Genomic DNA, 22222 nt, shown 5'->3' with positions numbered 1-22222 from the left:
ATGAATCACCTCAAATCTCATTGGGACAACGTTTACGATACCAAAGCAGACCCAGAATTAGGATGGTATGAACCTCATCCAGAAACTACATTGCAACTTATAGATAAATGCCACCTACAACCTGACGCTTCCATTTTAGCAGTAGGTGCTGGCACTAGCAATTTGATCGATGCTCTGGTTTCCAGTGGGTACCACAATATCATCGCCAACGATTTAAGCAAGGTGGCCCTAACCAAATTAAAGGCACGTATCAAACATGAGTTTAACCATGACTTAAATTGTATTACAGATGATTTAACTCAGCCTAAAGCACTTTTGGAACAAGACCAAATAGATCTTTGGGTAGACCGTGCCGTGTTGCATTTCTTTTTGACGGAAGAGGAGCAGCACTCCTACTTTGAGCTGATCAAAAAAGTAATTGCCAAAGGTGGCTATGTATTGATTGCCGTATTTGCTTTGGACGGTGCCGAAAAATGCTGCGGCCTCCCCTTACAACGTTACAACACGGACATGCTACAGGAAAAACTTGGCGACGAATTTCAACTTTTAGAAAGTATGGACTATACGTTCATCAATCCATTTGGTGGCGAACGTCCCTATGTATACACCCTTTTTAAAAGAGTATAAAACATCACTACCCATATACCTTTTCCATTGGTTTTGGTATGGTAATTGGTTAATTTAGAGGAACAACTTTTCAACAACAAGTTGTTCCTCTAAAACCTTTAATTATGAAAACAAAAGCACTTTTCTTATTTACATGCATACTAATGCTAACGGCTTGTAAAAGCTCAAAACAAACCACTAGTTCCAACAATAATACAACCTCCATTTCTCTAACAGACACCCCTTGGAAACTGGTAGAATTACAGGGACAAAAAATTACAGACATGACCCCGCAACCCTATCTATACTTGGATTCCAAAACCAATCGTGCTGGGGGTAATTCTGGGTGCAATGGATTTGGTGGCAGTTACACACTTGAAAATGATTACGGCATTAAATTGTCTGGACTGATCTCTACCATGAAAGCCTGCCCAGACATGAGCACCGAAAAAGCCTTTTTAAAAGTTTTGGAATCTGTTGATAATTACACCATCGTCAACGGAGTTTTGAGTCTCAATAAAGCCAAAATGGCCACCTTGGCAAAATTTGAAGTAGACCAATCAGTGATGGATTAAACCACTCACCGATTAACCTAGCTTTATGTAACTAGGTATAATTACACTATATTTTGAAAAATTTCTGGTTCCTTTTAATTTGGCTTCCCTCCTTCTTTTGTGCGCAAAATTACGTTGATGTGCTTCAAATTAGGTACGCCTACACCCCACATTCTAATTTTGAAAACACCCCTAATCATACAGATGTCAACTCATTTGAAACGGTTGCCACCGTTCCATTTCCAATCAATGAGTCCACAGCTATCATTGCCGGGGCCAACTTTACTTATAACAACCTAGAGTTATTTCCAAACGACGGCTACTCCCATCTTTACAATACCACACTAAGGTTAGGCATCAACACCAAACTCTCCAACACATGGCAGGGTACTTTTATTGCCCTTCCTAAAATTGCTTCGGATTACCAAGACATTTCCTCAGACGATTTTTATTTAGGGGGCCTTGCCATATTCAAAAACCAACGTAAGAGCAATCTGTTTTTTAGATACGGTCTTTACCTCTCTCAAGAGGCTTTTGGAGTTACTACCACACCAATTCTAGGAATGTACTACCTCAGCAACAACCAGCTTTTTGAGGCTGACTTAGCAATTCCACTCTCTGCCAATATCAACTATACGCTGCCACATTTTAAAGTCGGAGTTGATTATTTAGGAATCGAACGCAGCTACCACTTACACAGTCCAGAACAAATAGGAAGGTATGTAGAGCAAAACCGATTGGAATTTGCTAGCTACATAGAGTTTAACACCTTTAACAAACAAGTACTTTTACGAAGCAAATTGGGTTACGCCACTAACAGACATGCGGTTTTTGATGATGACGACACCATTGGCTTAAAGGTGATTGACTTCAGAATTGATGACAAACGCACCCAATTAAATCCAAAGTTGAAAGGAAGTTTATTCTTCAAAATTGAGGCTATTTACCGTTTTCATTTAAATTCGCAACAAAACTAAATATCATGTCCCAAAGCATCATTTCCTATATCATTTCATTTACCAATTTACCTGAGTCTGGAGTTAAAAATACACTCCAACTTTTGGAAGAAGACTGCACCGTACCCTTTATTTCCCGATACCGAAAAGAGCGCACCGGAAACTTGGATGAAGTGCAAATTGGAGATATTGTAAAATACAAGGAGCTATTTGAGGCCATGGAAAAACGAAAGGCAACCATTTTAAAAGCCTTGGAAGAACAGGACGTTTTAACCCCAGAATTGCAAAACAGCATTGAGAAGGCGGCAGATCTAACCACTTTGGAAGATTTGTATCTGCCCTACAAGAAAAAACGCAAAACCAAAGCCGAAGCCGCCAGAAAAGCTGGTTTGGAACCGTTGGCCAAAATCATCATGAGTCAAAATGCCTCTGATTTGGAGTCTATCGCTTTTAAATATACCAAAGGAGACATTAGCTCTGCAGAAGACGCCTTGGAAGGCGCACGCCATATCATTGCCGAATGGATCAATGAACGCACTGATATCAGAAACCAAATTCGCCACCAATTGGAACGCTTTGCGCTTATTTCCTCTAAGGTAATAAAGGCAAAGGCCGAAGAAGATGATGCACAAAAATTCAGGGATTATTTTGAATGGGAAGAATCGTTAAGCCGCATTCCTTCACACAGACTTTTAGCCATTTTACGTGCAGAACATGAAGGTTTTATTCGCCTTAAAATTGATATTGATGAAGAGCGCGCCCTTTCAAAAATTGAAAGCCGTATCATTCGTTCCAACAACGCTTGCTCGGAACAAATTGAATTGGCTATAAAAGATGCTTACAAACGTTTGTTGCTGCCATCGCTTTCCAACGAAGCCCTTCAAAATGCCAAGGAAAAAGCCGATACATCGGCCATCTCTGTATTTGCGAAGAACCTTAAACAATTGCTTCTTGGGTCACCTTTAGGAGAAAAAAGAATCTTGGCCATTGACCCAGGGTTTAGAACCGGCTGTAAAGTGGTTTGTTTGGATGCCCAAGGAACTCTAAAGCACAACGAAACCATTTACCCGCATGCCCCTAAAAATGATACTACGGGAGCCATAAAAAAAATTAGTTCTTTGGCAGAGGCGTATCAAATAGAGGCCATCGCCATTGGAAACGGAACCGCCTCAAGAGAAACCGAAGCCCTTATCAGACGCATTCACTTTAAAAATGACATTCAGGTATTTGTGGTGAATGAAGCTGGCGCCAGTATTTATTCAGCATCAAAAATTGCCCGAGAGGAATTCCCAAATTACGATGTGACCGTGAGAGGTTCTGTTTCCATAGGAAGACGACTTCAGGATCCTTTAGCTGAATTGGTAAAGATTGATCCAAAATCTATTGGAGTTGGGCAATACCAACATGATGTGGACCAAACCAAGTTGAAAAACGAATTGGACACCGTTGTGGAAAGTTGTGTAAATGCTGTTGGCGTGAACATCAACACTGCAAGTAAATCCCTATTAAGCTATGTGTCTGGAATTGGCCCTAAATTGGCAGAAAACATTGTGACTTATAGAGAGGAACATGGCAAATTCTTATCTAGAACCGACATTAAAAAAGTACCGAGACTGGGGGACAAAGCCTTTGAACAAGGCGCTGCTTTTTTAAGAATTAAAGACGCTAAAAACCCAATGGATGATTCAGCAGTACACCCAGAAAGTTACAGCATTGTGAAACAGATTGCCAAAGACGAAGGCAAAACAGTTGCCCAATTGATTGGCAATTCTGAACTTCTTAGAAAAATTGATCTCAACAACTATTGCACAGATACTGTAGGGCTGCCTACACTAAAAGATATTGTCAAGGAATTGGAAAAACCGGGATTGGATATCAGGGAGCAAGCCAAGGTATTTACCTTCAACCAAAATATCAAAACCATTAACGATTTACAGGAAGGTCAGTTACTACCAGGGATTGTCAACAATGTGACGAACTTTGGTGCTTTTGTCGATATAGGGATTAAAGAAAGTGGGTTGATTCATATTTCCAATCTATCCGATGGTTTTGTGAGCGATGTTAACGAACACATCAGCCTACATCAACAAGTGATTGTTAAAGTATTGGAGGTTGATATTAACCGCAAACGCATTCAATTAAAATTGCACAAATAACCGTACTTTTTACACCATAACACACTACAATACAGATTCATAACGAAGATTTAAGTACTTTTATGTTCTTTTAGTTTGTAACTGATGACAAAACCTAGAATTGCGCTTGTTATTGGCATTGTTTGCATCTCGATATTTCCTGTCTTGGTGCGACTTAGCTTGACACCTGGGCTCATCTCTGCGTTTTACCGAATGGCCTTTGCCTCAGCCGTTATTGTACCCTATGTGTTGCTCGCAAAAAAGTTTGTGATTCCTTCCAGAAAACTATTCCTGCTGTCAAGCCTTTGCGGACTTATCTTCGGATTGGATGTTGGCGTATGGAACATCGCCATTCAAGGATCCTCAGCAACACAGGCCACACTGCTCACCAATTTATCACCCGTTTGGGTGGGTATTGGAGCCTTCCTATTTTTAAAGGACAAACCTTTAAGGAATTTTTGGATAGGAACCGTAATAGCCTTGATAGGCATGGTGCTATTGGTTGGCCTTCGTTTCTTTTTAAAAATGGAATTCAACATTCCATTTTTCTTCGCGGTATTATCTGGAATGCTCTATGCTGTGTATATGCTTGTGAGCAAATTTGTTTTAGGTGAAGTAGACGTGGTTAGTTTTATGACCATAAGCGTGATGTCCTCTACAATTACCTTGGGCCTTATTTGTGTTGCCATAGGCGAACCCTTCAGTGGCTTTTCCAATGAAGGCTGGTTGGTTTTGGTAATTCAAGGGTTGGTTTGCCAGTTATTGGCATGGCTGCTCATTAGCTACGCCACCAAACATATGCGAGCCACAAGAGTTTCAGTGAGCTTATTAGGACAAGCCATTTTAGCATCAATTCTAGCCTGGATATTCCTTAACGAATCTATTACCCTCCAAATGATTATTGGCGGACTTGTCTTATTATTGGGGATTAGAATTACATTTTATACCAAACCGCTTCCCTTATTTAGATTGTCTAAAAAAGAAAAATCCTAAGCAGGAATGTTTAAATCCTAAGAGTTTTATAGCTAACTTTGATAAAAAACGAAGCTTATGTTATCAAAATCTATAGAAAAGGCTCTTAATGATCAAATACGCATTGAAGCCGAATCCTCGCAAATTTATTTGGCCATGGCCTGTTGGGCAGAGGTAAAAGGCCTGGAAGGAGTAGCCAATTTTATGTACGATCAATCCGACGAAGAACGTATGCACATGTTGAAGTTGGTACGTTTTGTAAACGAACGTGGCGGGCATGCCCAGGTATCGGCATTAAAGGCGCCTAATGTGACCTTCAATTCGTTCAAGGAAATGTTTGAAAAGCTATATGAACATGAAATATTTGTTTCTGAAAGCATCAACGAATTGGTACATATCACTCTTCAGGAAAAGGACTATGCCACACATAATTTCTTGCAATGGTATGTATCTGAACAGATAGAGGAAGAAGCGGTTGCAAGAACTATTTTGGACAAAATCAACATGATTGGGAACGACAAGGGAGGCTTGTATTTGTTCGATCGCGACATCCAACAATTAAACGTAAGTACAGCCGCTGCCGAAACACCTGAATAATTTTAACATTAAATCTTATTTAGATTTATTTAAAATAACTATTTTCGCCCTCGTTTTGAAATAGTTATTATTTGTTTTGGGCAAGAAAAAAGACAAAAAGCAAAAAAAGAAAGAGGCGATAAAGCAGCTGCACGAGTCGGGCATCATCAATGCCGACAAGGTAAAAAGCAGCTGTTGCAAAAAATATAAAAAAGGAGAAAACAAGCGCTGTAAAAAGTGTCCTTGTTTTGACTTGCTTAAAAAGGTGGCTTAATTTTAGAGTACTTCCTTTAACAATACAAAAGAGATTAGTTGAGCGCTAATCTCTTTTTTTGTGCCTTATCATCAATATAATTTATAACTTGAAGCTGTTATCATACCTCAATTTAAATGCTTCAAAACCGACAACTAAGAAATAAAACTGCCAGCGATATTACCTACATCATTTGGCTATTTTGTCTGTTTTCATACATTTCTTCCTATTCCCAAGAATCTTCTCAAATAAAACCTATTGCAGAATCCTTTACAACCTATACCCAATTACCAAGAGAGATTGCCTATGCGCATCTGAACAAATCCACATATATCAAAGGAGAAACTCTAGCCTTTACGGTGTATGTTTTCGACAAGAACAGTAAACAGTTGTCTACAGTCACCACTAATGTGTATTGTGCTATTGTTGACAATGAAGGTAACATCATAAAGAATAAAATGCTATTGGCTCAAAATGGGGTTTGCTATGGAAGCTTTTTTGTGGATGAACCATTTTTCTCGGGTAATTACAACTTTCAAGCATATACCAATTGGATGAAAAATTTTGATGAGCAGAATTTTTATGTTCAGGGCATCTCCATCATTGATGCCAACGACACCACACCACCTCCTCTAGTTTCCTCACATCTCGACATTCAATTATTGCCAGAAGGAGGCCATTTGGTGGCCAATACGCCAAACACTATCGGTATTGTTGTAAAAGACACTTTAGGACTTGGAGTGCCCAATGCCACTTTTGAGCTTTTGGATTCCAATAACCAAAGCCTGGGCAGTATGGGAACCAATCAATTTGGCATTGGAAAATTTGCGCTCACTCCTGACCATGGCACTTTCTACAAAGTAAGAGTTAAAACGCAAGAGATTACACAAATTCAGCCATTGCCTCCATCTGAACCTTTTGGCATTGCCATGACCTTAAACAAACTCACCGACAAAATCATTTTAAGGTTCAACACCAATAAGGACACCTACAAATCTATTCAAAACAAACCTTATACTTTATTGGTTCATAATGGCCATGACCTTAAAACCATTGGCATTCAATTTACAGATGCCACAGAAATCCTAACTCTAATCCCACACAAAGACCTTTTAAAAGGCATGAATATTTTAACCTTATTTGATGAAGAAGGCAATCCAATCCTAGAACGCCTTTATTTTAAATATGAAGGGGTTCAGTTCGTAAAATCTGAAGAAGCAAATTTCCAAAAAGACGAAGATTCAACGCTGATAAAAATTCCAATTAAAACTGTCAACCCAAAAGCTTTTAATAATTTCAGTGTATCCGTTTTGCCTACCGAAACCAAATCCTACCAACACCATCAAAACATTATTTCTGCACTGTATTTACAACCCTTTGTAAAAGGATTCATTGAAAATGCCCAATACTATTTTTCAGATATTAATAGACAAAAAGAGTTTGAGTTGGACAATCTTTTGCTTACCCAAGGATGGAGCAGTTATAATTGGCAACAGATCTTCAACCATCCTCCCAATGCAAAATATTCTTTTGAACAAGGCATCACCGTTAAAGCGCACATCAACCAATCGAAGTACAATACCTTTGCCATGTTCCCCATCACCAACAATGATTTTGAAACCTTTGAACTAAATGCCAGCAATACCTATTTTGAAAAGCAAGGCCTATATCCACTGGACAAAGAACAATTGCGTTTTGTAGAACTGAACCGAAAAAACTCAGGAATAAAACCCCATTTGTTTTTAGAGTTTTCGCCTTCCAAAATTCCTAATTTGGAAAAGTATCTTAAAATTGAACCTTTAAAACAACCTATCATTTTTAACTCCAATAACTCACAAGCTTTTTTGATCAACTCCTGGAGTGGTGTGGAACAATTGGATGAAATTGTGCTATCCGTTAGAAAAAAAGACAGTCGCAAAGAGCAGCTGAGCCAGCAGCAACATGGCAAAATTGATGTGTTTGATGATAACTTACGTAGGTCTTATATGGATTTTGCCTCCTACATACAAACCAAGGGTTTCAGGGTCTACCAAAATGATGGGCAACTCAACATCATCAATCCTTCGGCTACTTCTGGAACCAACAATAGTCCAGCGGTATTCTTGGACAACATGAGACTGTTTGATTTGAATACTCTATACCAATACCGATTGGACATTGTGGATTACATTCTTGTGGATAAATCAGGATTTGGACAAGGTGTCAACGGAGGCGCCGGAGTGATTAAGATATTTACTGACCCAAAAATTTCCATTACATTTAATGAGAACAGTCCATTTCAAACCTTTAATGTTCCACTTACCTTCAGCACTCCCTCCAAATTTTACACTCCCAAATATGCCTTTTACAAAACGCAATTTTATAAAGATTATGGGGTAGTAAATTGGCTACCCAACTGCAAAGTGGACGACGAGGGCAACATTGTCTTTAAAATTGACAATATCCAAACTGGCGATCTAAAGATTTCCATAGAAGGGACTTGCAATGATGGAAGCTTGATTTCGGAAGTGAAGAACATACAAATCAACTAATAAATATCATTATTAATAGAGGCCATCCAAAAGATGGCCTCTATTAATTTTCACCTAAAATTAAATAAGAATAACCTTACTTCTTCGCCAATTTAAAGGTAGCTTCTCCTTTACTGGTCTCCAATTTCACAAAATATAGCCCTTGAGAAAGATAACCAAGATCCAAGGATGTTGCATTTTCTGAAATACTATAAATCACCCTTCCATTCATCTCCATAACTTGAATACTTTGTATACTTAAATCTTGTGATGAACCAATGGTAACCTTATCTACAAAGGGATTTGGATACATACTGATTGAATTCTTCAGATTATCCTCAACACTTAGATTATCAGCCAATTCATCGAGAACAGTAGTAATTGACCAATTGCCATTGGAATCTTTTACACGTACGTAAAGCACATCTTCAAAACTATACGTCAATGGTATATAAGGTACATTAAAACTCCATGTCACTTCTTCACCCGACTCATTTGCACTTACAATAGTATTATTGCCATATCCCAAATCATCACCAAAAAAGAACTCTAAAGCAACAATCTCGCTATCAGGATTCTCATAGACTTCAATATTTTTCCTAATGGTATGACTCCAGTTTCCATTGGCATCCTTAACCCTCATATAAAGCTTATGGTATCCTATAGTTGTAGAGGCAGGAATATTTGCCAAAACCGTTTGGGTAACATCCTTACTTGGAGAAGTAACACTCAAGACAGTATTCATTCCAACTCCAATATCCTCATCCAAAAAATACTCCACTTGTGTTACATTGGATTGCGCTCCAACACCTAATGTTACAGCCATTAATAATAGGCTAGTTAAAATAATCTTTTTCATAGCACTACTAGTTATTGGTTCTTGCCTTAAGGGTTACCGAAAGCCCAGTATCCACCTCGGAAACTCCAGGAGTAGCCACTCGATAAATCACAGGGATGGCTCCTAACCCAGACAGGTTATAACGATTAGATACCGCAACCCCTCCAAACGCTCCACGCTCAGCTCCATCGCTTCCTGTTTCATTGTAGGTAGAACTAGCCTTTAATTGATAGGCTCCATCTGTAGTCCGCCCCTCATCTATAAACAAGTTAACCATATTTGGTACGTAAACATTACCTAAAGTCCCTTCAAACACAGTGGCATTGGATACGGTATTATACTGCACATTGTTATTAGTCCCGCTATTGATATTCGCGACAATACCGGCTGCTTTTAAGATGTTATTTTGGAAGGACCCAGTATTAAATTCTAAACTCAACTCATTAACAGGGCCATCAAACACATTGTTATTACACTCTGTAATAGTCCCCATACCCCAATTCCCCGACCAAATCAGCCTTTTTTGGCAAATATTATTATTAAATATAATTTCTTGAGGAGGCACAAAACTTGAAACTCCAGAACCAGCTAATGCATTGGTATCATAACTGTTTGAAAAAAAATTCTGAAGGATATATACATCCAATAATTTAGTAGCAAATCGAATATACATCTCTATTCTACAACGTTTAATTATAACACCATTAACATTGACATAAATAACACCATACGAACTTACACTTCCAGATCGAGCAACATTCATTCCTATTAGCTGTGAGCCCTCAGATCCTGATTTAAAATCAATCCGCCTTACCTTTGCATCTAGGGTGTTATTTGAGACATTGGCATTTTCAGTTAAAAAATAACCTGGCCCAATAATAACCAATTGTTTAGTAATATCTGCTCGATCATAAATTTCAATGGACCCTTCTACATGTAAGGTGTCCCCTGCTACCACATTTGGATAAGTAACCGCTTGCTCAATTTGTTTAAATACTGGCAAACTAGGGGTCCCGCCCAAATTATCCCCAAAGGTTGAAGCCCCATCAAAATTAGATTGGTTGTTAACCCGCCAAGTTTTAGCATAAGTAAAAGAGGTTAATAACAAAGTGGTACAAAGCACCACCCTTAAAAGTAATTGTCTTGTTTTCATAATAAAAGAGATTAATAGCATTAATAAATTGGTTTAAGTTGTTTCTTCTTCATATATAGAATGCAGTATAATTCTCATACTGCTTCAAAATCATCTTTCTTCTTCCTCGTTTGCACCAACCAGCATTCCTTTTAAATATTCCCCACAATACCTAAAGGCTTTCTTAACCTTATTCATGTTTATTGTGGCCCTCCCCTTTTTCATCACCGAGCCGTTACCATTGGCAATGTCATCTACAACATCTGGAAAAATTTCCCAAAGGCTATCAATGTTCTGTTGAGATTGCTCCAAAATGGCATCTTCCAGCTCATCAGGGACCTCAGCCCCAGCTTGGGTAAGGCTATCATGAACAAATACATTTTCGTAAATTTCAAAGGATTTGGCCACAAACTTGTCGGCACTTTCAATTCCAGAATTTGAGGGTTGTTGGATACGCTTTTGTGATAAAACGTCTATGGAGGTTAAAAAAATAACAACAGGGGCTACTAAGGGAAATAGATTTCTCATAACTCATAGCTTTAATTTCAGAATTGTCAATAAAACTACTTATAGCTATAAGCAAAAACCAGCCTCAATTTATATTCGAAGGATTTCAGTTTTTTTCTGCTTGATTACCAGCGTTTTCTGCATAAAAAACACTACTTTTAAATCGCTATCAACCAACCAATTACATGAGATTTGTACTTTTAAGCATATTTCTTACATTTTGTATTCCTGCTCTCCCACAACAGGCAATTATTGACTCGCTCAATATTGAATTATCCAAAAGTGATATCCCTGATGAAAACCGGCTAAAAATTTTAAACAACCTTTCCTACGAAAATCACTTAATAAATCCAGAAAAGGGATTAGAACTTAGCGACAAAGCTATAGAGCTAGCTAAAAAATTAAAATCTTCAAAAGGCTTGGCATTTGCTTACCAAAACAAAGGAACCAATTACCATGCGCTATCTAATGACTCCATGGCTTTGTTAATGTATGATAAAGCTATTGAAATACATAAGGAAAGTACCAATTTAGTTGGAGTTGCCAAAACAACATTTAACAAAGGTTTGATTTACTTTGGAAATTCAGATTACCTACGAGCCAATGAATGCAACCTTCAAGCCTTTGAGATTTTTGAAAAAGAAAAGGACAGCTTTCTAATGGCCAAAATGCTAAATAGTATTGGAATCAATTTAATGTATCGGTCAAAATATTCTGAAGCTTTAGACACTTATCTAAAAGCATTAAAACTATATGATACGCTAAACCTAAATAATTCTTTTGACTATGGAAGTACATTAGCCAATATAGGCATATTACACAATAAACTTGGAAATCATCCCCTTGCTATTGACTACCAAAATGATGCCCAAGAAGTATATGAAAGATTAAATTACCCCATAGGAGTTGCCAACACCTATAATAGCTTAGGTAATATTTACGACTCAATGGACAAGCCCAGGGAAGCCATAGATTTTTACAAAAAAGCCTATTTGATAATGACAGAAATAGGTAACAAGGAAGGAATGGCCAATGCACTCACCAACATAGGCATAGCCTATACATCACTTAAAAACTATTCCAAAAGTTTGGAATACCTAAATAAAACAAAACCCATATATCAAGACCTAGAAAACAAGAATAGTTTATCAATAGTGTTCTCTGCCATTGGAGATAATTACCTGAAAAAATATGAATATATAGGCGATAAAAAACTATTGGACGATGCTAAAGGGAATTTCCAAATAGCGCTTGAACTTAACAATAATGATAATTTAGATTTTCAAATCCAAATCCTAGATGAACTAGCTAAAGTTAATCATCTACAAGCCAACTATAAACAGGCCTACGATATAAAAGTTCAAGCTGAAAGACTTAAAGACAGTTTTTCTATGTCTGAAAAAAAGGCTGAAATAGCAAAGCTTGAATCGGAATTTAAATATCAAAAAAAACTAGCTCAACTTAATTCTAGCCATGAAATCGAACAGGCTAATTCACAGGCAAACCTCTCACACGAAAAATTATTAAAAAAGATCACTATAGCAGGTAGCAGCATACTTATTCTTTTAATTATCGCCAGCTTTCTACTATATAAACGGCGAAAAGAGGTAATGACTAAAGCTTTAATTACCGAAACTGAGCTTAAAGCTTTGAGGTCTCAAATGAATCCCCACTTTATATTTAATTCACTCAATTCCATTAGTGATTATGTCTTAAAAAATGATAAAGAGTCTGCCATCAACTATCTCAGTAAATTCTCTAAACTCATAAGACAAATTCTGGAAAACTCAGAAAAAGAACTTGTCCCTCTCGATGAGGACATAGCAATTTTGGAGAATTACCTAGACATTGAGAGACGAAGATTTAGCAACAAATTCTCTTATTCAATAAACACTGATAAAAACATAGACCCCCAAAACACTTTAATTCCTCCATTAATTTTACAACCATTTATTGAGAATAGTATCATTCATGGTTTTAAGAAAAAAGACAACGATGGAATGATAAATATAAGCTTTACAAAGGAAAACAACATTATCATATGTACTGTAGAAGATAATGGAGTTGGGAGAGTAGAAAAAACAATCGCAGAAAAAGAAATTAATAAAACATCTTTGGGAACCAAAATAACCAAGAGCAGAATAGATATACTGAATAAACAAAAAAACACAAATGGGAGTGTAGAAATTATTGACAAAAGACAAGGTACCCTAGTAAAGGTTTCTATTCCCTTACAATTAGCTTTTTAAAATGATTAAGGCGCTTATAGTTGATGACGAACAACATTGTATTGATAGGTTAAACTATCTTACTTCCAAACATCCTGAAGTTTTGGAGGTGGTTGCCACCTGTAATACAGTAGAAAACGCCCTAACCCTAATAGAAGAAGTTAACCCCGATCTTGTTTTCTTGGATATCCAAATAAATGGAAAAACTGGTTTTGATTTTTTAGAGGCACTAAACAGTGTGAATTTCAACATCATTTTTACTACAGCCTATGAGCAATTTGCAATTAAGGCTTTTAAATACAGTGCCTTTGACTACTTACTAAAACCAATCGATGAGGATGATTTTACACATGTGCTAAACAGATTAAAAAAAGGGCTTTCAAACAAGTCTTTAGAATCTCAAATGCAAACATTGCTTTACAACTTGAAAGCAAACGATACTTCAAAGAAGATAACCATACCCACTTTAGAAGGCTTTTTGGTTATAGAAACGAATAATATTCTTTACTGTGAAGCTGACACCAGCTACACTTTTATTCATATCAACGACAAAAAGATACATGTATCTAGGCCACTTAAATATTATGAAGAACTACTTCCCGAAGATAACTTTTTCAGGGTTCACAATTCATTTCTGATAAACATTAACCATATAAAATCTTATAATAAAAGTGGGTTTATTACCATGGACAATGATAGTATCATAAATGTTTCCACTAGAAAAAAGGAAGCTTTTTTGAGACTTATCAAAAAACGAATGTCTCATTAAAAAAAGGCTCCATTTGGAGCCTTTTTTTATCTTACTTCCCTAGCATCAACAATTCGCTGCAGAGAATTTCTGTAGCATAATGCCTATTGCCTTCCTTATCTTCCCAACTACGGTTGGTAAGTTTCCCCTCTACGGCAATTTCCTGCCCTTTTGTAATATAGTTTTCCACGACCTTTACAAGGCCACCTCGTACCACAACATTGTGCCAATAGGTGCGCTCTATTTTCTGGCCTTTTTTGTCCTTATAGCTATCATCGGTAGCCAAGGAGAATCTAGCCAGCTTGTTGCCATCTTCAAAATTTACAATTTCAGGATCTTGTCCCAATCTTCCAATCAACTGTACTTTGTTTCTAAGTGCATTCATAATTTTAAATTTTAAGGTTAAACAGTTAATACCATTGAATTTCATTAGTTCAATTCAACAGGACAAAGATTGTTAACCTCCTCAAAATTAGTCGGTAGTTACGCATTTATAGTCGTTTGTAAACGTTTGTAGTCGTTTGTACACGGATAATTATCACCAACAAACCCTTATATTTGCAGCTTTTTAAGCCCTATGAAGCGCCTCTTAAGCTATATCTACCCAGTCAGAAAAAAAGTGCCTTCCCAATACAGTGGGAAGTTGGAGGTGACCTGGTACGATGGCAAAAAATACCTAAACACCAAAAATGCCAACTATTCGTATGGTTCCTTACAGGAAATTTTAAAGTTTGGTTTGGAGCATATTCACCTGAGTTCCATCTCCAACTGCTTGTTATTGGGTCTTGGTGGCGGCAGTGTGATTGACACACTTCGCAACAACTTCAACTTTCAACAGCACATCACAGCCGTGGATATTGACCCCGTAGTAATAGCCATTGCCCAAAAAGAGTTTCAGCATTACAACTCCCCTACTTTGAGTATGGTGTGCGCCGATGCCCAACAATTTATTCTAGAAAACACAAGTAGGTTCGACCTCATTATTGTAGACCTTTACATTGATGCCCACATGCCATCACAATTTATGGAGCTCTCCTTTTGGAAGACTCTCCTCAAATCGCATTCCCAATAAGGAGCCATTATTTTTAATGCAGCTTTGCATGCTTCCAACTCAGGAAACTTACACCCTATTATTTCACTTCTGGAGGCCAATGGCTTTTGGGTTAACACCCTTCAAAAAGTAAATGGTACCAATACCCTGCTAGTGGCCCAAACCCAATAATCTATTATAAATGAATATTTCCTATATTGTATACGCAACTAACCCATTGTATTATGCAAAAAGCGTGTCCAGAATGTGGAGATACCATCCGCGGAAGAGTGGATAAAAAATTCTGTAGCGATGCCTGCCGAAACAGTTATAACAACAAGGTTAATAAGGACGTTAGAAACATTATCAGGAATACCAACAACAAGCTTCGCAAAAATTATAGGGTTTTAGAAGAACTTAATCCCGAGCAAAAATCTACTGCATCCAAAGCAAGGTTGGTTGAAAAAGGCTTCGACTTCAACTACATTACCAGCATTTACACTACCAAAACCGGCAAGGTTTATTATTTTGTGTACGACCAAGGGTATCTCCCTCTTGAGGGCGACTTTTACGCCTTGGTAAAACGCGAACAATAGCTGTAACATTTTAAGCCGTTTTCCTACTTATTAATAAAAAGCTCCCTTTTATGATAGCATTAGCTTCATCATTTGTCCCTGCCATTATAGCTCTTGTAATTATTGCTGGCATTGGTTTGGGTTCCTACTATTTCAGTTCGAAAAGGGTCATTCTTCGTGCCCTAGCCAAAATACCGCACAAAACCTTGGGCAGCATCAGGTCTAACGAGCTGGTGAAAATCTCTGGAAAGGCCCTGCATGCCAATGCACCGCTTAAAGCCCCCTTGAGCAAACGCGATTGCGTATTCTATAGCATCACTATTGAACAGAAGAAGAGCAGCGGCAAACATTCGCATTGGAAAACCTTGATTCATGATGAACAATTTCACGAGTTTTTTGTGGATTATCGAGGTGAAATGGTCATGATCAAACCTTCCCATACCCCGAAAAACAATGTCACCTATTTAGTGCCCGACAAGAATACCGCCTCTAGAATGTTCAACAATCCAACACCCGAATTTGAGGCCTTATTGAAACGTTATCATATTGAGTGCACCAACTTTTTCGGTTTCAACAAACAATTGCGCTATAGCGAAGGGATAATAGAAGTAGGCGAACGCATCACCGTATCAGGAATTGCCAAATGGAAAAGCTTTACCGAACCCATTGAAGGCTTCCCCTATTCCAAAATACTGTCGCTTGAAAGCGAGGGCAAGCAAAAACTGATCATCACCGATTTGCCCGAGGCCCTTGAAAACCGGTCTTAATTTATAAAAACTGTCTATTATATTTGGAGAGAACCAACATGCTAATTATATCAGAAACCATTTAAAAAGTTTATGTTCAGATTGGCAACAAAAAACACCCTGAAATGAAACCAGAACCAACAAAACAAACAAATTACAGATCACGGGCTTTTAGAGTATTACTTTATGTAGTTGCGGTAAACCTAGTAATCACATATAGGGTAATGACTTTTGCCATAGGGTTTCACGATATGGAAAAATTCCAACGAAATATTGCCATTGTATCGGTATTCGGAAATTTACTCCTTGTAACGGGTATTATACTAACTATTCTCAGCATTAAAAATGAAGAGAAAAAAATTATCAATATTACATTTCGATAATCGGATATCCATTCTTTTTAATACTAACCTTTTTATCCTTGGTGTTCTAAAATAGAAATCGAAAATCTATGCTGGATTAAAAAGGATTGCTTGGATTAACTCAAATCACTCTCAAAAAAAATGCAGCGACACTTGAAAAGTATCGCTGCATAATATTAACAAACCCAACTGAAGCGTGATTGTATCACGTCCATTTAATTCTTCCTATTTCCAATTATGCCCTTTCAACTGAAGGGCTGCTTTTAAAATATCCTTCTGACTAATTTGCCCTACCAATTTACCGTCCTGTACAATTGGGAAACGGCGCATTTTGGACTCCAAGAATTTCTTGGCCGCATCAAACACATTCATATTGCCATCTATGGTCTCCACCTCCTTGATCATGCGTTTCTCAACATTGTCCTGTGCCATTGGCATGTTGTAATATCTACTGTCACTAATCTGCTTTAAACAGTCCCCTTCCGAAATGATCCCAACCAGTTCATAATTGTCATTCACAACGGGTCCCCCCGAAATCTTGTGGGCAATCAAAGCCTTGATTACCTCCTCTACAGACTGCTCTGGTTTAAACGTAATTAATGTAGTACTCATATAATCTCTAACCCTAAACGGGATCTCCTCTACCGTATTGCTTTGCTGCTTTCGAGACCCCTGAAAACTTTTTATGCCCATAACCTAAAATTTTAATTCCTTTTAAATTTACTGAATTTAAGTCATTTAACCTAAAGTGAATTTTAGCAAAATATTCAGTACATTTAAGAAGAACTAACTAACATTACTTCCCATGCTAAAAAAAATCATCGCCTTAGCACTGATACTGTTGGCCATTTATTGGAGTTTTCTTGCCCTAAAACCCACTTCAATTTCTGGCTTGGAAACGACTGACACCGAATTTTCTACGGACAGAGCTTTGGGACACCTCAAAGAAATTTCAAAACAGCCTCATTATGTTGGCATTCCCGAACACCAAAGGGTTCGAGATTATATTGTAACTGTTCTGAAAAACTTGGGATTGGAAACCGAAATTCAGGAAGGCTACAGTCACAATGAAAAATGGGGAAGCATCACCAAGGCCAAAAACATTTTGGCCCGCATCAAGGGAACCGACAGTACCAAAGCACTATTGCTTTTATCACATTACGATAGCAACCCGCATTCCTCATTGGGAGCCAGTGATGCGGGTTCTGGGGTGGTAACCATTTTGGAGGGTCTTAGGGCTTTTCTACATGAAGGAAAACAGCCCAAAAATGACATTATTGTGTTGCTTTCCGATGCCGAAGAGCTAGGACTCAATGGGGCCGAACTTTTTGTAAACGAGCACCCTTGGGCAAAAGATGTGGGCTTGGTTTTAAATTTTGAATCAAGAGGAAGTGGCGGCCCTAGTTATATGTTGGTGGAAACCAATGGCGGCAACCATAAACTGCTGAAAGATTTTGTGGCAGCCAACCCCCAATACCCCGTGGCAAACTCCCTTGCCTATAGTGTTTATAAAAAACTTCCAAACGACACCGATCTGACCAGTTTAAGGGAAGACGGTAATATTGACGGATTCAATTTTGCTTTTATAGATGATCATTTCGATTACCATACGGCCTTAGACACTTTTGAACGATTGGACCGATCTTCCCTGGAGCACCAAGGTAGCTACCTTATGCCTTTACTCCATTACTTCGCCAATGCTGACTTAACGGATTTAAAAAGCGATGAGGACAATGTGTATTTCAACATTCCTCTATTTAAAACCGTGAGGTATCCCTTTGATTGGATTGTCCCCATGCTTATTGTGGCTATCGTTTTGTTTTTAGGCTTGGTATTTTACGGCTTGAAAAAACGCATGCTCAACTCCAAACATATGGCCATTGGTTTTATTCCCGGAATGGCCGCCATTTTATTGAACGGACTTATAGGCGTTGGTGGCTGGAAGGTGCTAACGGTTATTTACCCTCAATATAATGAAATCCTCCAAGGGTTTACCTATAACGGGCATACCTATATTTTGGCATTCTCTATATTGGCAACGGCCATATGTATGTGGCTATACAACAAAGTCTATAAACCTGAAAACACGGCCAGTTTGGTTGTACCCCCACTATTCCTGTGGTTGATTATCTGCACCCTTATAGCCATTTACCTTAAGGGAGCCAGCTTCTTTATCATTCCCGTATTTTTTGGTTTGATTAGCTTGTGGATCTTGGTACGCCAAAAACGTCCCAACATTTTATTAATGGCATTGCTGCTTTTTCCAACCATTTGGATATTGGTACCCTTTGTTAAAATGTTTCCCGTAGGTTTGGGACTAAAACTTTTAGTTGCGTCCACTGTACTGATATCCCTGATTTTTTCCTTGTGCATCTCGGTATTTGGTTTTTCGAGGTATAAAAACCGTTGGGCCTATTTTCTATTTATAGTATCCATTGGCTGTTTTATCTATGCCCATATAAATTCCGATTTCAGCGAGGAACGTCCTAAACCCAATAGTTTGATCTACTTTTTGGATACCGATAGCAACAAAGCTCTTTGGGCCACTTACGACCAACAATTGGATGCTTGGACCAAAACCTTCCTGTCTGACAATCCAAGAGCCAACGATTCGCTTTCAAAATTCAACAGCCACAGTAAATATGGCACACCAATAAGTTATGTGAACAATGCCGATGTAAAACCGGTTCCAAAACCTCATATAGATATTTTACAAGATTCACTAGTTGGAGAGGAACGCCATATAAAACTATTCATCGCGCCGCAGCGCAGAGCTCACAAATTGGTATTGTTTGCAGATTCTACCCAACATTTCATTGATTTTAAAATGAATGGCTACGATTTTAAGAATACCAAACACAATGGATATGTATTGGAAGAGCGTTTAGGGCAACAACTATTTGCCTACTCTGTTGTGGACGATAATTTCACGGATATAGAACTAAGCATTCCAATGGGTACACCGTTGATACTAGACTATTTGGAAGTCTCATTCGACCTCCCCAGCAACCCATTGTTTAGGATGCCTCAACGGCCTGCCGGCATGATCCCGAAACCATTTGTTAACAATGATGCAGTGATGGTCAAGGGGACCATTATTTTAAATTGACAATTTTCATCCTTATACAAACAATCTTACACGATATTCAAAATAAATCTAAAAAAAAATCAACAAAATTGTTTTTTTAGATAAGAATACCCTACGTTAATAAAACGTTAACAACGCTTGTTTGCCTAGCTCGTCTTTCTTTGTTAACATAATTTTAAGACCATGAAACTGGTTAACAAGACAAAACTTTTAATTGCGGCTTCCGTTTTTACCCTATTGGCACTCACTGCCATTCAAGGGTATTTGATCCGTAATACCTACCAGTTGAAAAGAGCTACAGCCCAATATGAAAGCCAAAGCATTTTTACCCAAATTTACAATTCTGAACCTGTTGAATATTTACTTTGGGAATTACGAAATGATGCCATAAAACAAGCCCAGGCCTATAAAAACAAACAAATTTCCAAAGAAGAAGTTATAACCAACCTTCAACAAAAGTCAGCCTCCTTAAATCCCTATTTTCTGGAAGAAATCAACAAAGGCTTTGCAGAATATTCCATACCTGTAGATATTTCGATACAAAAAAAGCTAACATCCATGATTCTTCATGATACCTTGGGAAATACCGAAACAATATATAATGAAAAAGACAGCACCCTACTACTATTAGGTACACCTTATAAACCCACAGAAAATAGCGAACAAAAGCTTATCAATAACGCAACCTTTACCAAAGGACTAGTTGCAAACATCAATGGAAAATCTTACACCTACATGCTTGAATTCAAAACCAAACTGTTCATGTCTGAATCAACAGGTTGGAGCGGGTATTTAATTAAGCAAATGTCTGGTGTATTATTGCTTGCCTGCCTGCTATTTTTGTTCGTGACAGGCATTTTATTTTATTCCATTAATAGTTTATTGAAACAAAAAAAACTGGCCGACATCAAGACCGATTTCATCAATAATATTACCCACGAACTTAAAACACCACTATCTACCTTGGCCATTGCCATTAAAAATTTGAACAATGAGGCATCCAAGTACAATGGTCTTTTTAACAATAGTGTCCTAGAAGTCATCAATCGTCAAAATATAAGACTACAGAAACTCATAGATCAAGTCCTCAATACCAGTTTGGGTTATGAGGAAATTGAACTTAACGAAGAAATTTTCAACATGCCACAGTTCCTGAAAGAAACTGTAGACGACTTTAAACTTAGCCTCAAAGAAGATATTGACATAACTACGAACATACATAAGGACGCCATCCTAATTTCTGCCGATAAATTTTACATCAGCACCGCTATTAACAACCTATTGGGGAATGCAGTGAAATATGGCAGCACTTCTGTAAGCCTACACTATGATTACACTCCCAAGGAACGCACCCATTTCATTAAAATTAAGGACAATGGTATAGGCATCCCTAAAAAACACCAACGATTCATCTTTGACAAGTTCTATCGTGTTAGCGAACAGGATACTCACAATTATAAAGGATTAGGATTGGGATTGTTTTATACCCACCAGATCATCGAGGCCCATAAAGGAAGCATCTCGGTGAGTAGCACTAAAGGAAACGGAACCGAATTCACCATAATACTTTCTAACCAATGAAAAACATACTACTAGCAGAAGACGACCACGATTTCGGGGGTATGTTAACACAGTACCTTCAAAGTAACAAATTCAATGTAGAATGGGCCAAAAATGGCGAAGAAGCCCTAGAACTATTCAACTCCAACACGTTTCATATATGTGTATTGGACGTAATGATGCCCAAAATGGATGGCTTTACCTTGGCAAAAAAAATTACACAGGTAGATCCCGAAATGCCTTTTTTGTATTTAACCGCACGTAAAACCAAGGAAGACAAAATAAAAGGACTAAAACTAGGGGCGGACGATTACATTGTAAAACCCTTCGATCCTGAAGAGTTTGTATTACGCCTAAAAAACATCATCAAACGAACCGAGCAACAGCAGTTTGTACTTAGAGAATATGGAAACAAGGACATTATTTCAATTGGCAGCTATCATTTCGATTATAGAAATTCACTTTTAAAAAGTAACACTACCACACATAACCTTACCAAAAAAGAAGCCCAGTTGATCTACTTCCTTTACAGTAACAAAAACAAATTAGTACGCAGAGAAGATATCCTAACCAAAATATGGAACAATAACGACTTTTTCTCAGGGAGAAGCATGGACGTGTACATAAGTAAAGTACGTAAATATTTTAATGAAGACGAAGATATCAACATTAAAAGCGTCCGAGGATTAGGATTGGAATTCCAACTACTATCTCACTCCTAAAACACAAACAGAAAACGTACTCATTTTAACCTATAAAAACATCTACTATTTTAAAAAAACCCTTTTAAGTTAAATTAAAGTTAATTGCTCTTTTATTTAACAAAGCAATTCATCCATAACATAT

21 protein-coding genes are annotated in these 22222 nt (G+C 37.7%); 16 read left to right on the top strand and 5 right to left on the bottom strand.

From position 1 onward, the window contains the following. The 7 genes from BKM32_RS05440 (at position 1) to BKM32_RS05410 (ending at position 8583) form a co-directional block, all read left to right on the top strand. Complete coding sequence (locus BKM32_RS05440) at positions 1 to 627, top strand: class I SAM-dependent methyltransferase (RefSeq protein WP_076662862.1); 627 nt, start codon at positions 1 to 3, stop codon at positions 625 to 627. 104 nt (positions 628 to 731) lie between these two features. Continuing rightward, complete coding sequence (locus BKM32_RS05435; RefSeq protein WP_083702098.1) at positions 732 to 1181, top strand: META domain-containing protein; 450 nt, start codon at positions 732 to 734, stop codon at positions 1179 to 1181. A 53-nt stretch (positions 1182 to 1234) separates the two neighbouring features. After that, positions 1235 to 2137: a DUF6268 family outer membrane beta-barrel protein gene (locus BKM32_RS05430; RefSeq protein ID WP_256385854.1), complete on the top strand. Its 903-nt coding sequence runs from the start codon at positions 1235 to 1237 to the stop codon at positions 2135 to 2137. 5 nt (positions 2138 to 2142) lie between these two features. Continuing rightward, the gene (locus BKM32_RS05425; RefSeq protein ID WP_076662859.1) at positions 2143 to 4272 is read left to right on the top strand and encodes a Tex family protein; all 2130 of its coding nucleotides are present in this window, start codon (positions 2143 to 2145) and stop codon (positions 4270 to 4272) included. 84 nt (positions 4273 to 4356) lie between these two features. Continuing rightward, positions 4357 to 5244, top strand: coding sequence for a DMT family transporter (locus tag BKM32_RS05420; protein WP_076662858.1), 888 nt, complete (start codon positions 4357 to 4359; stop codon positions 5242 to 5244). Between the two features lie 57 nt (positions 5245 to 5301). Further along, positions 5302 to 5820 (top strand): ferritin, encoded by a 519-nt coding sequence (locus BKM32_RS05415; RefSeq protein ID WP_053976808.1) that lies wholly within the window; start codon positions 5302 to 5304, stop codon positions 5818 to 5820. 369 nt (positions 5821 to 6189) lie between these two features. After that, entirely contained in the window at positions 6190 to 8583 is a 2394-nt protein-coding gene (locus BKM32_RS05410; RefSeq protein WP_076662857.1) for a hypothetical protein, read from the top strand. Positions 8584 to 8659: 76 nt separating this feature from the next. On the opposite strand, the gene BKM32_RS05405 is transcribed toward BKM32_RS05410, so the two are convergent. From BKM32_RS05405 to BKM32_RS05395, 3 genes are all read right to left on the bottom strand, one after another. Continuing rightward, positions 8660 to 9388, bottom strand: coding sequence for a T9SS type A sorting domain-containing protein (locus BKM32_RS05405; protein ID WP_076662856.1), 729 nt, complete (start codon positions 9386 to 9388; stop codon positions 8660 to 8662). 40 nt (positions 9389 to 9428) lie between these two features. Continuing rightward, on the bottom strand, positions 9429 to 10553 hold the full coding sequence (locus BKM32_RS05400; RefSeq protein WP_076662855.1) for a hypothetical protein: 1125 nt from the start codon (positions 10551 to 10553) through the stop codon (positions 9429 to 9431). A 90-nt stretch (positions 10554 to 10643) separates the two neighbouring features. Further along, entirely contained in the window at positions 10644 to 11060 is a 417-nt protein-coding gene (locus BKM32_RS05395; protein WP_076662854.1) for a hypothetical protein, read from the bottom strand. 164 nt (positions 11061 to 11224) lie between these two features. Here BKM32_RS05395 and BKM32_RS05390 point away from each other — a divergent pair, with 164 nt between their 5' ends. Together BKM32_RS05390 and BKM32_RS05385 are read left to right on the top strand one after the other, a co-directional pair. Beyond that, positions 11225 to 13288 (top strand): tetratricopeptide repeat protein, encoded by a 2064-nt coding sequence (locus BKM32_RS05390; RefSeq protein ID WP_076662853.1) that lies wholly within the window; start codon positions 11225 to 11227, stop codon positions 13286 to 13288. A 1-nt stretch (position 13289) separates the two neighbouring features. Continuing rightward, positions 13290 to 14036 (top strand): LytTR family DNA-binding domain-containing protein, encoded by a 747-nt coding sequence (locus BKM32_RS05385; RefSeq protein ID WP_076662852.1) that lies wholly within the window; start codon positions 13290 to 13292, stop codon positions 14034 to 14036. 31 nt (positions 14037 to 14067) lie between these two features. Here BKM32_RS05385 and BKM32_RS05380 read toward each other — a convergent pair whose 3' ends face one another. Beyond that, positions 14068 to 14400, bottom strand: coding sequence for a single-stranded DNA-binding protein (locus tag BKM32_RS05380; protein WP_076663064.1), 333 nt, complete (start codon positions 14398 to 14400; stop codon positions 14068 to 14070). Between the two features lie 192 nt (positions 14401 to 14592). On the opposite strand from BKM32_RS05380, the gene BKM32_RS05375 reads away from it, so the two are divergent. From BKM32_RS05375 to BKM32_RS05360, 4 genes are all read left to right on the top strand, one after another. Beyond that, a complete protein-coding gene (locus BKM32_RS05375) occupies positions 14593 to 15087 on the top strand; it encodes a spermidine synthase (RefSeq protein ID WP_253187421.1) in 495 nt (164 codons plus the stop codon). 203 nt (positions 15088 to 15290) lie between these two features. Then, on the top strand, positions 15291 to 15641 hold the full coding sequence (locus BKM32_RS05370) for a DUF2116 family Zn-ribbon domain-containing protein (RefSeq protein WP_076662851.1): 351 nt from the start codon (positions 15291 to 15293) through the stop codon (positions 15639 to 15641). 50 nt (positions 15642 to 15691) lie between these two features. Next, positions 15692 to 16387 (top strand): hypothetical protein, encoded by a 696-nt coding sequence (locus tag BKM32_RS05365; RefSeq protein ID WP_076662850.1) that lies wholly within the window; start codon positions 15692 to 15694, stop codon positions 16385 to 16387. A gap of 104 nt (positions 16388 to 16491) precedes the next feature. Then, on the top strand, positions 16492 to 16749 hold the full coding sequence (locus BKM32_RS05360) for a hypothetical protein (protein WP_076662849.1): 258 nt from the start codon (positions 16492 to 16494) through the stop codon (positions 16747 to 16749). 204 nt (positions 16750 to 16953) lie between these two features. Here BKM32_RS05360 and BKM32_RS05355 read toward each other — a convergent pair whose 3' ends face one another. Beyond that, positions 16954 to 17421: a CBS domain-containing protein gene (locus tag BKM32_RS05355; protein WP_053976796.1), complete on the bottom strand. Its 468-nt coding sequence runs from the start codon at positions 17419 to 17421 to the stop codon at positions 16954 to 16956. Between the two features lie 112 nt (positions 17422 to 17533). Here BKM32_RS05355 and BKM32_RS05350 point away from each other — a divergent pair, with 112 nt between their 5' ends. The 3 genes from BKM32_RS05350 to BKM32_RS05340 all read left to right on the top strand — a co-directional run bounded on the left by BKM32_RS05350 (position 17534) and on the right by BKM32_RS05340 (position 22098). After that, the gene (locus tag BKM32_RS05350; protein ID WP_076662848.1) at positions 17534 to 19837 is read left to right on the top strand and encodes a M20/M25/M40 family metallo-hydrolase; all 2304 of its coding nucleotides are present in this window, start codon (positions 17534 to 17536) and stop codon (positions 19835 to 19837) included. A 162-nt stretch (positions 19838 to 19999) separates the two neighbouring features. Beyond that, positions 20000 to 21397 (top strand): sensor histidine kinase KdpD, encoded by a 1398-nt coding sequence (locus tag BKM32_RS05345; RefSeq protein ID WP_076662847.1) that lies wholly within the window; start codon positions 20000 to 20002, stop codon positions 21395 to 21397. Further along, positions 21394 to 22098: a response regulator transcription factor gene (locus tag BKM32_RS05340; RefSeq protein ID WP_053976793.1), complete on the top strand. Its 705-nt coding sequence runs from the start codon at positions 21394 to 21396 to the stop codon at positions 22096 to 22098. The genes BKM32_RS05345 and BKM32_RS05340 overlap by 4 nt, the downstream gene beginning before the upstream one ends. Positions 22099 to 22222: the final 124 nt, after the last annotated feature.

It is taken from the genome of Mangrovimonas sp. DI 80, from assembly GCF_001975575.1.
GTDB lineage: Bacteria > Bacteroidota > Bacteroidia > Flavobacteriales > Flavobacteriaceae > Mangrovimonas_A > Mangrovimonas_A xylaniphaga.
Note: the sequence above shows the minus strand (reverse complement) of the source record. Positions and strands in the feature narration are given on the sequence as shown.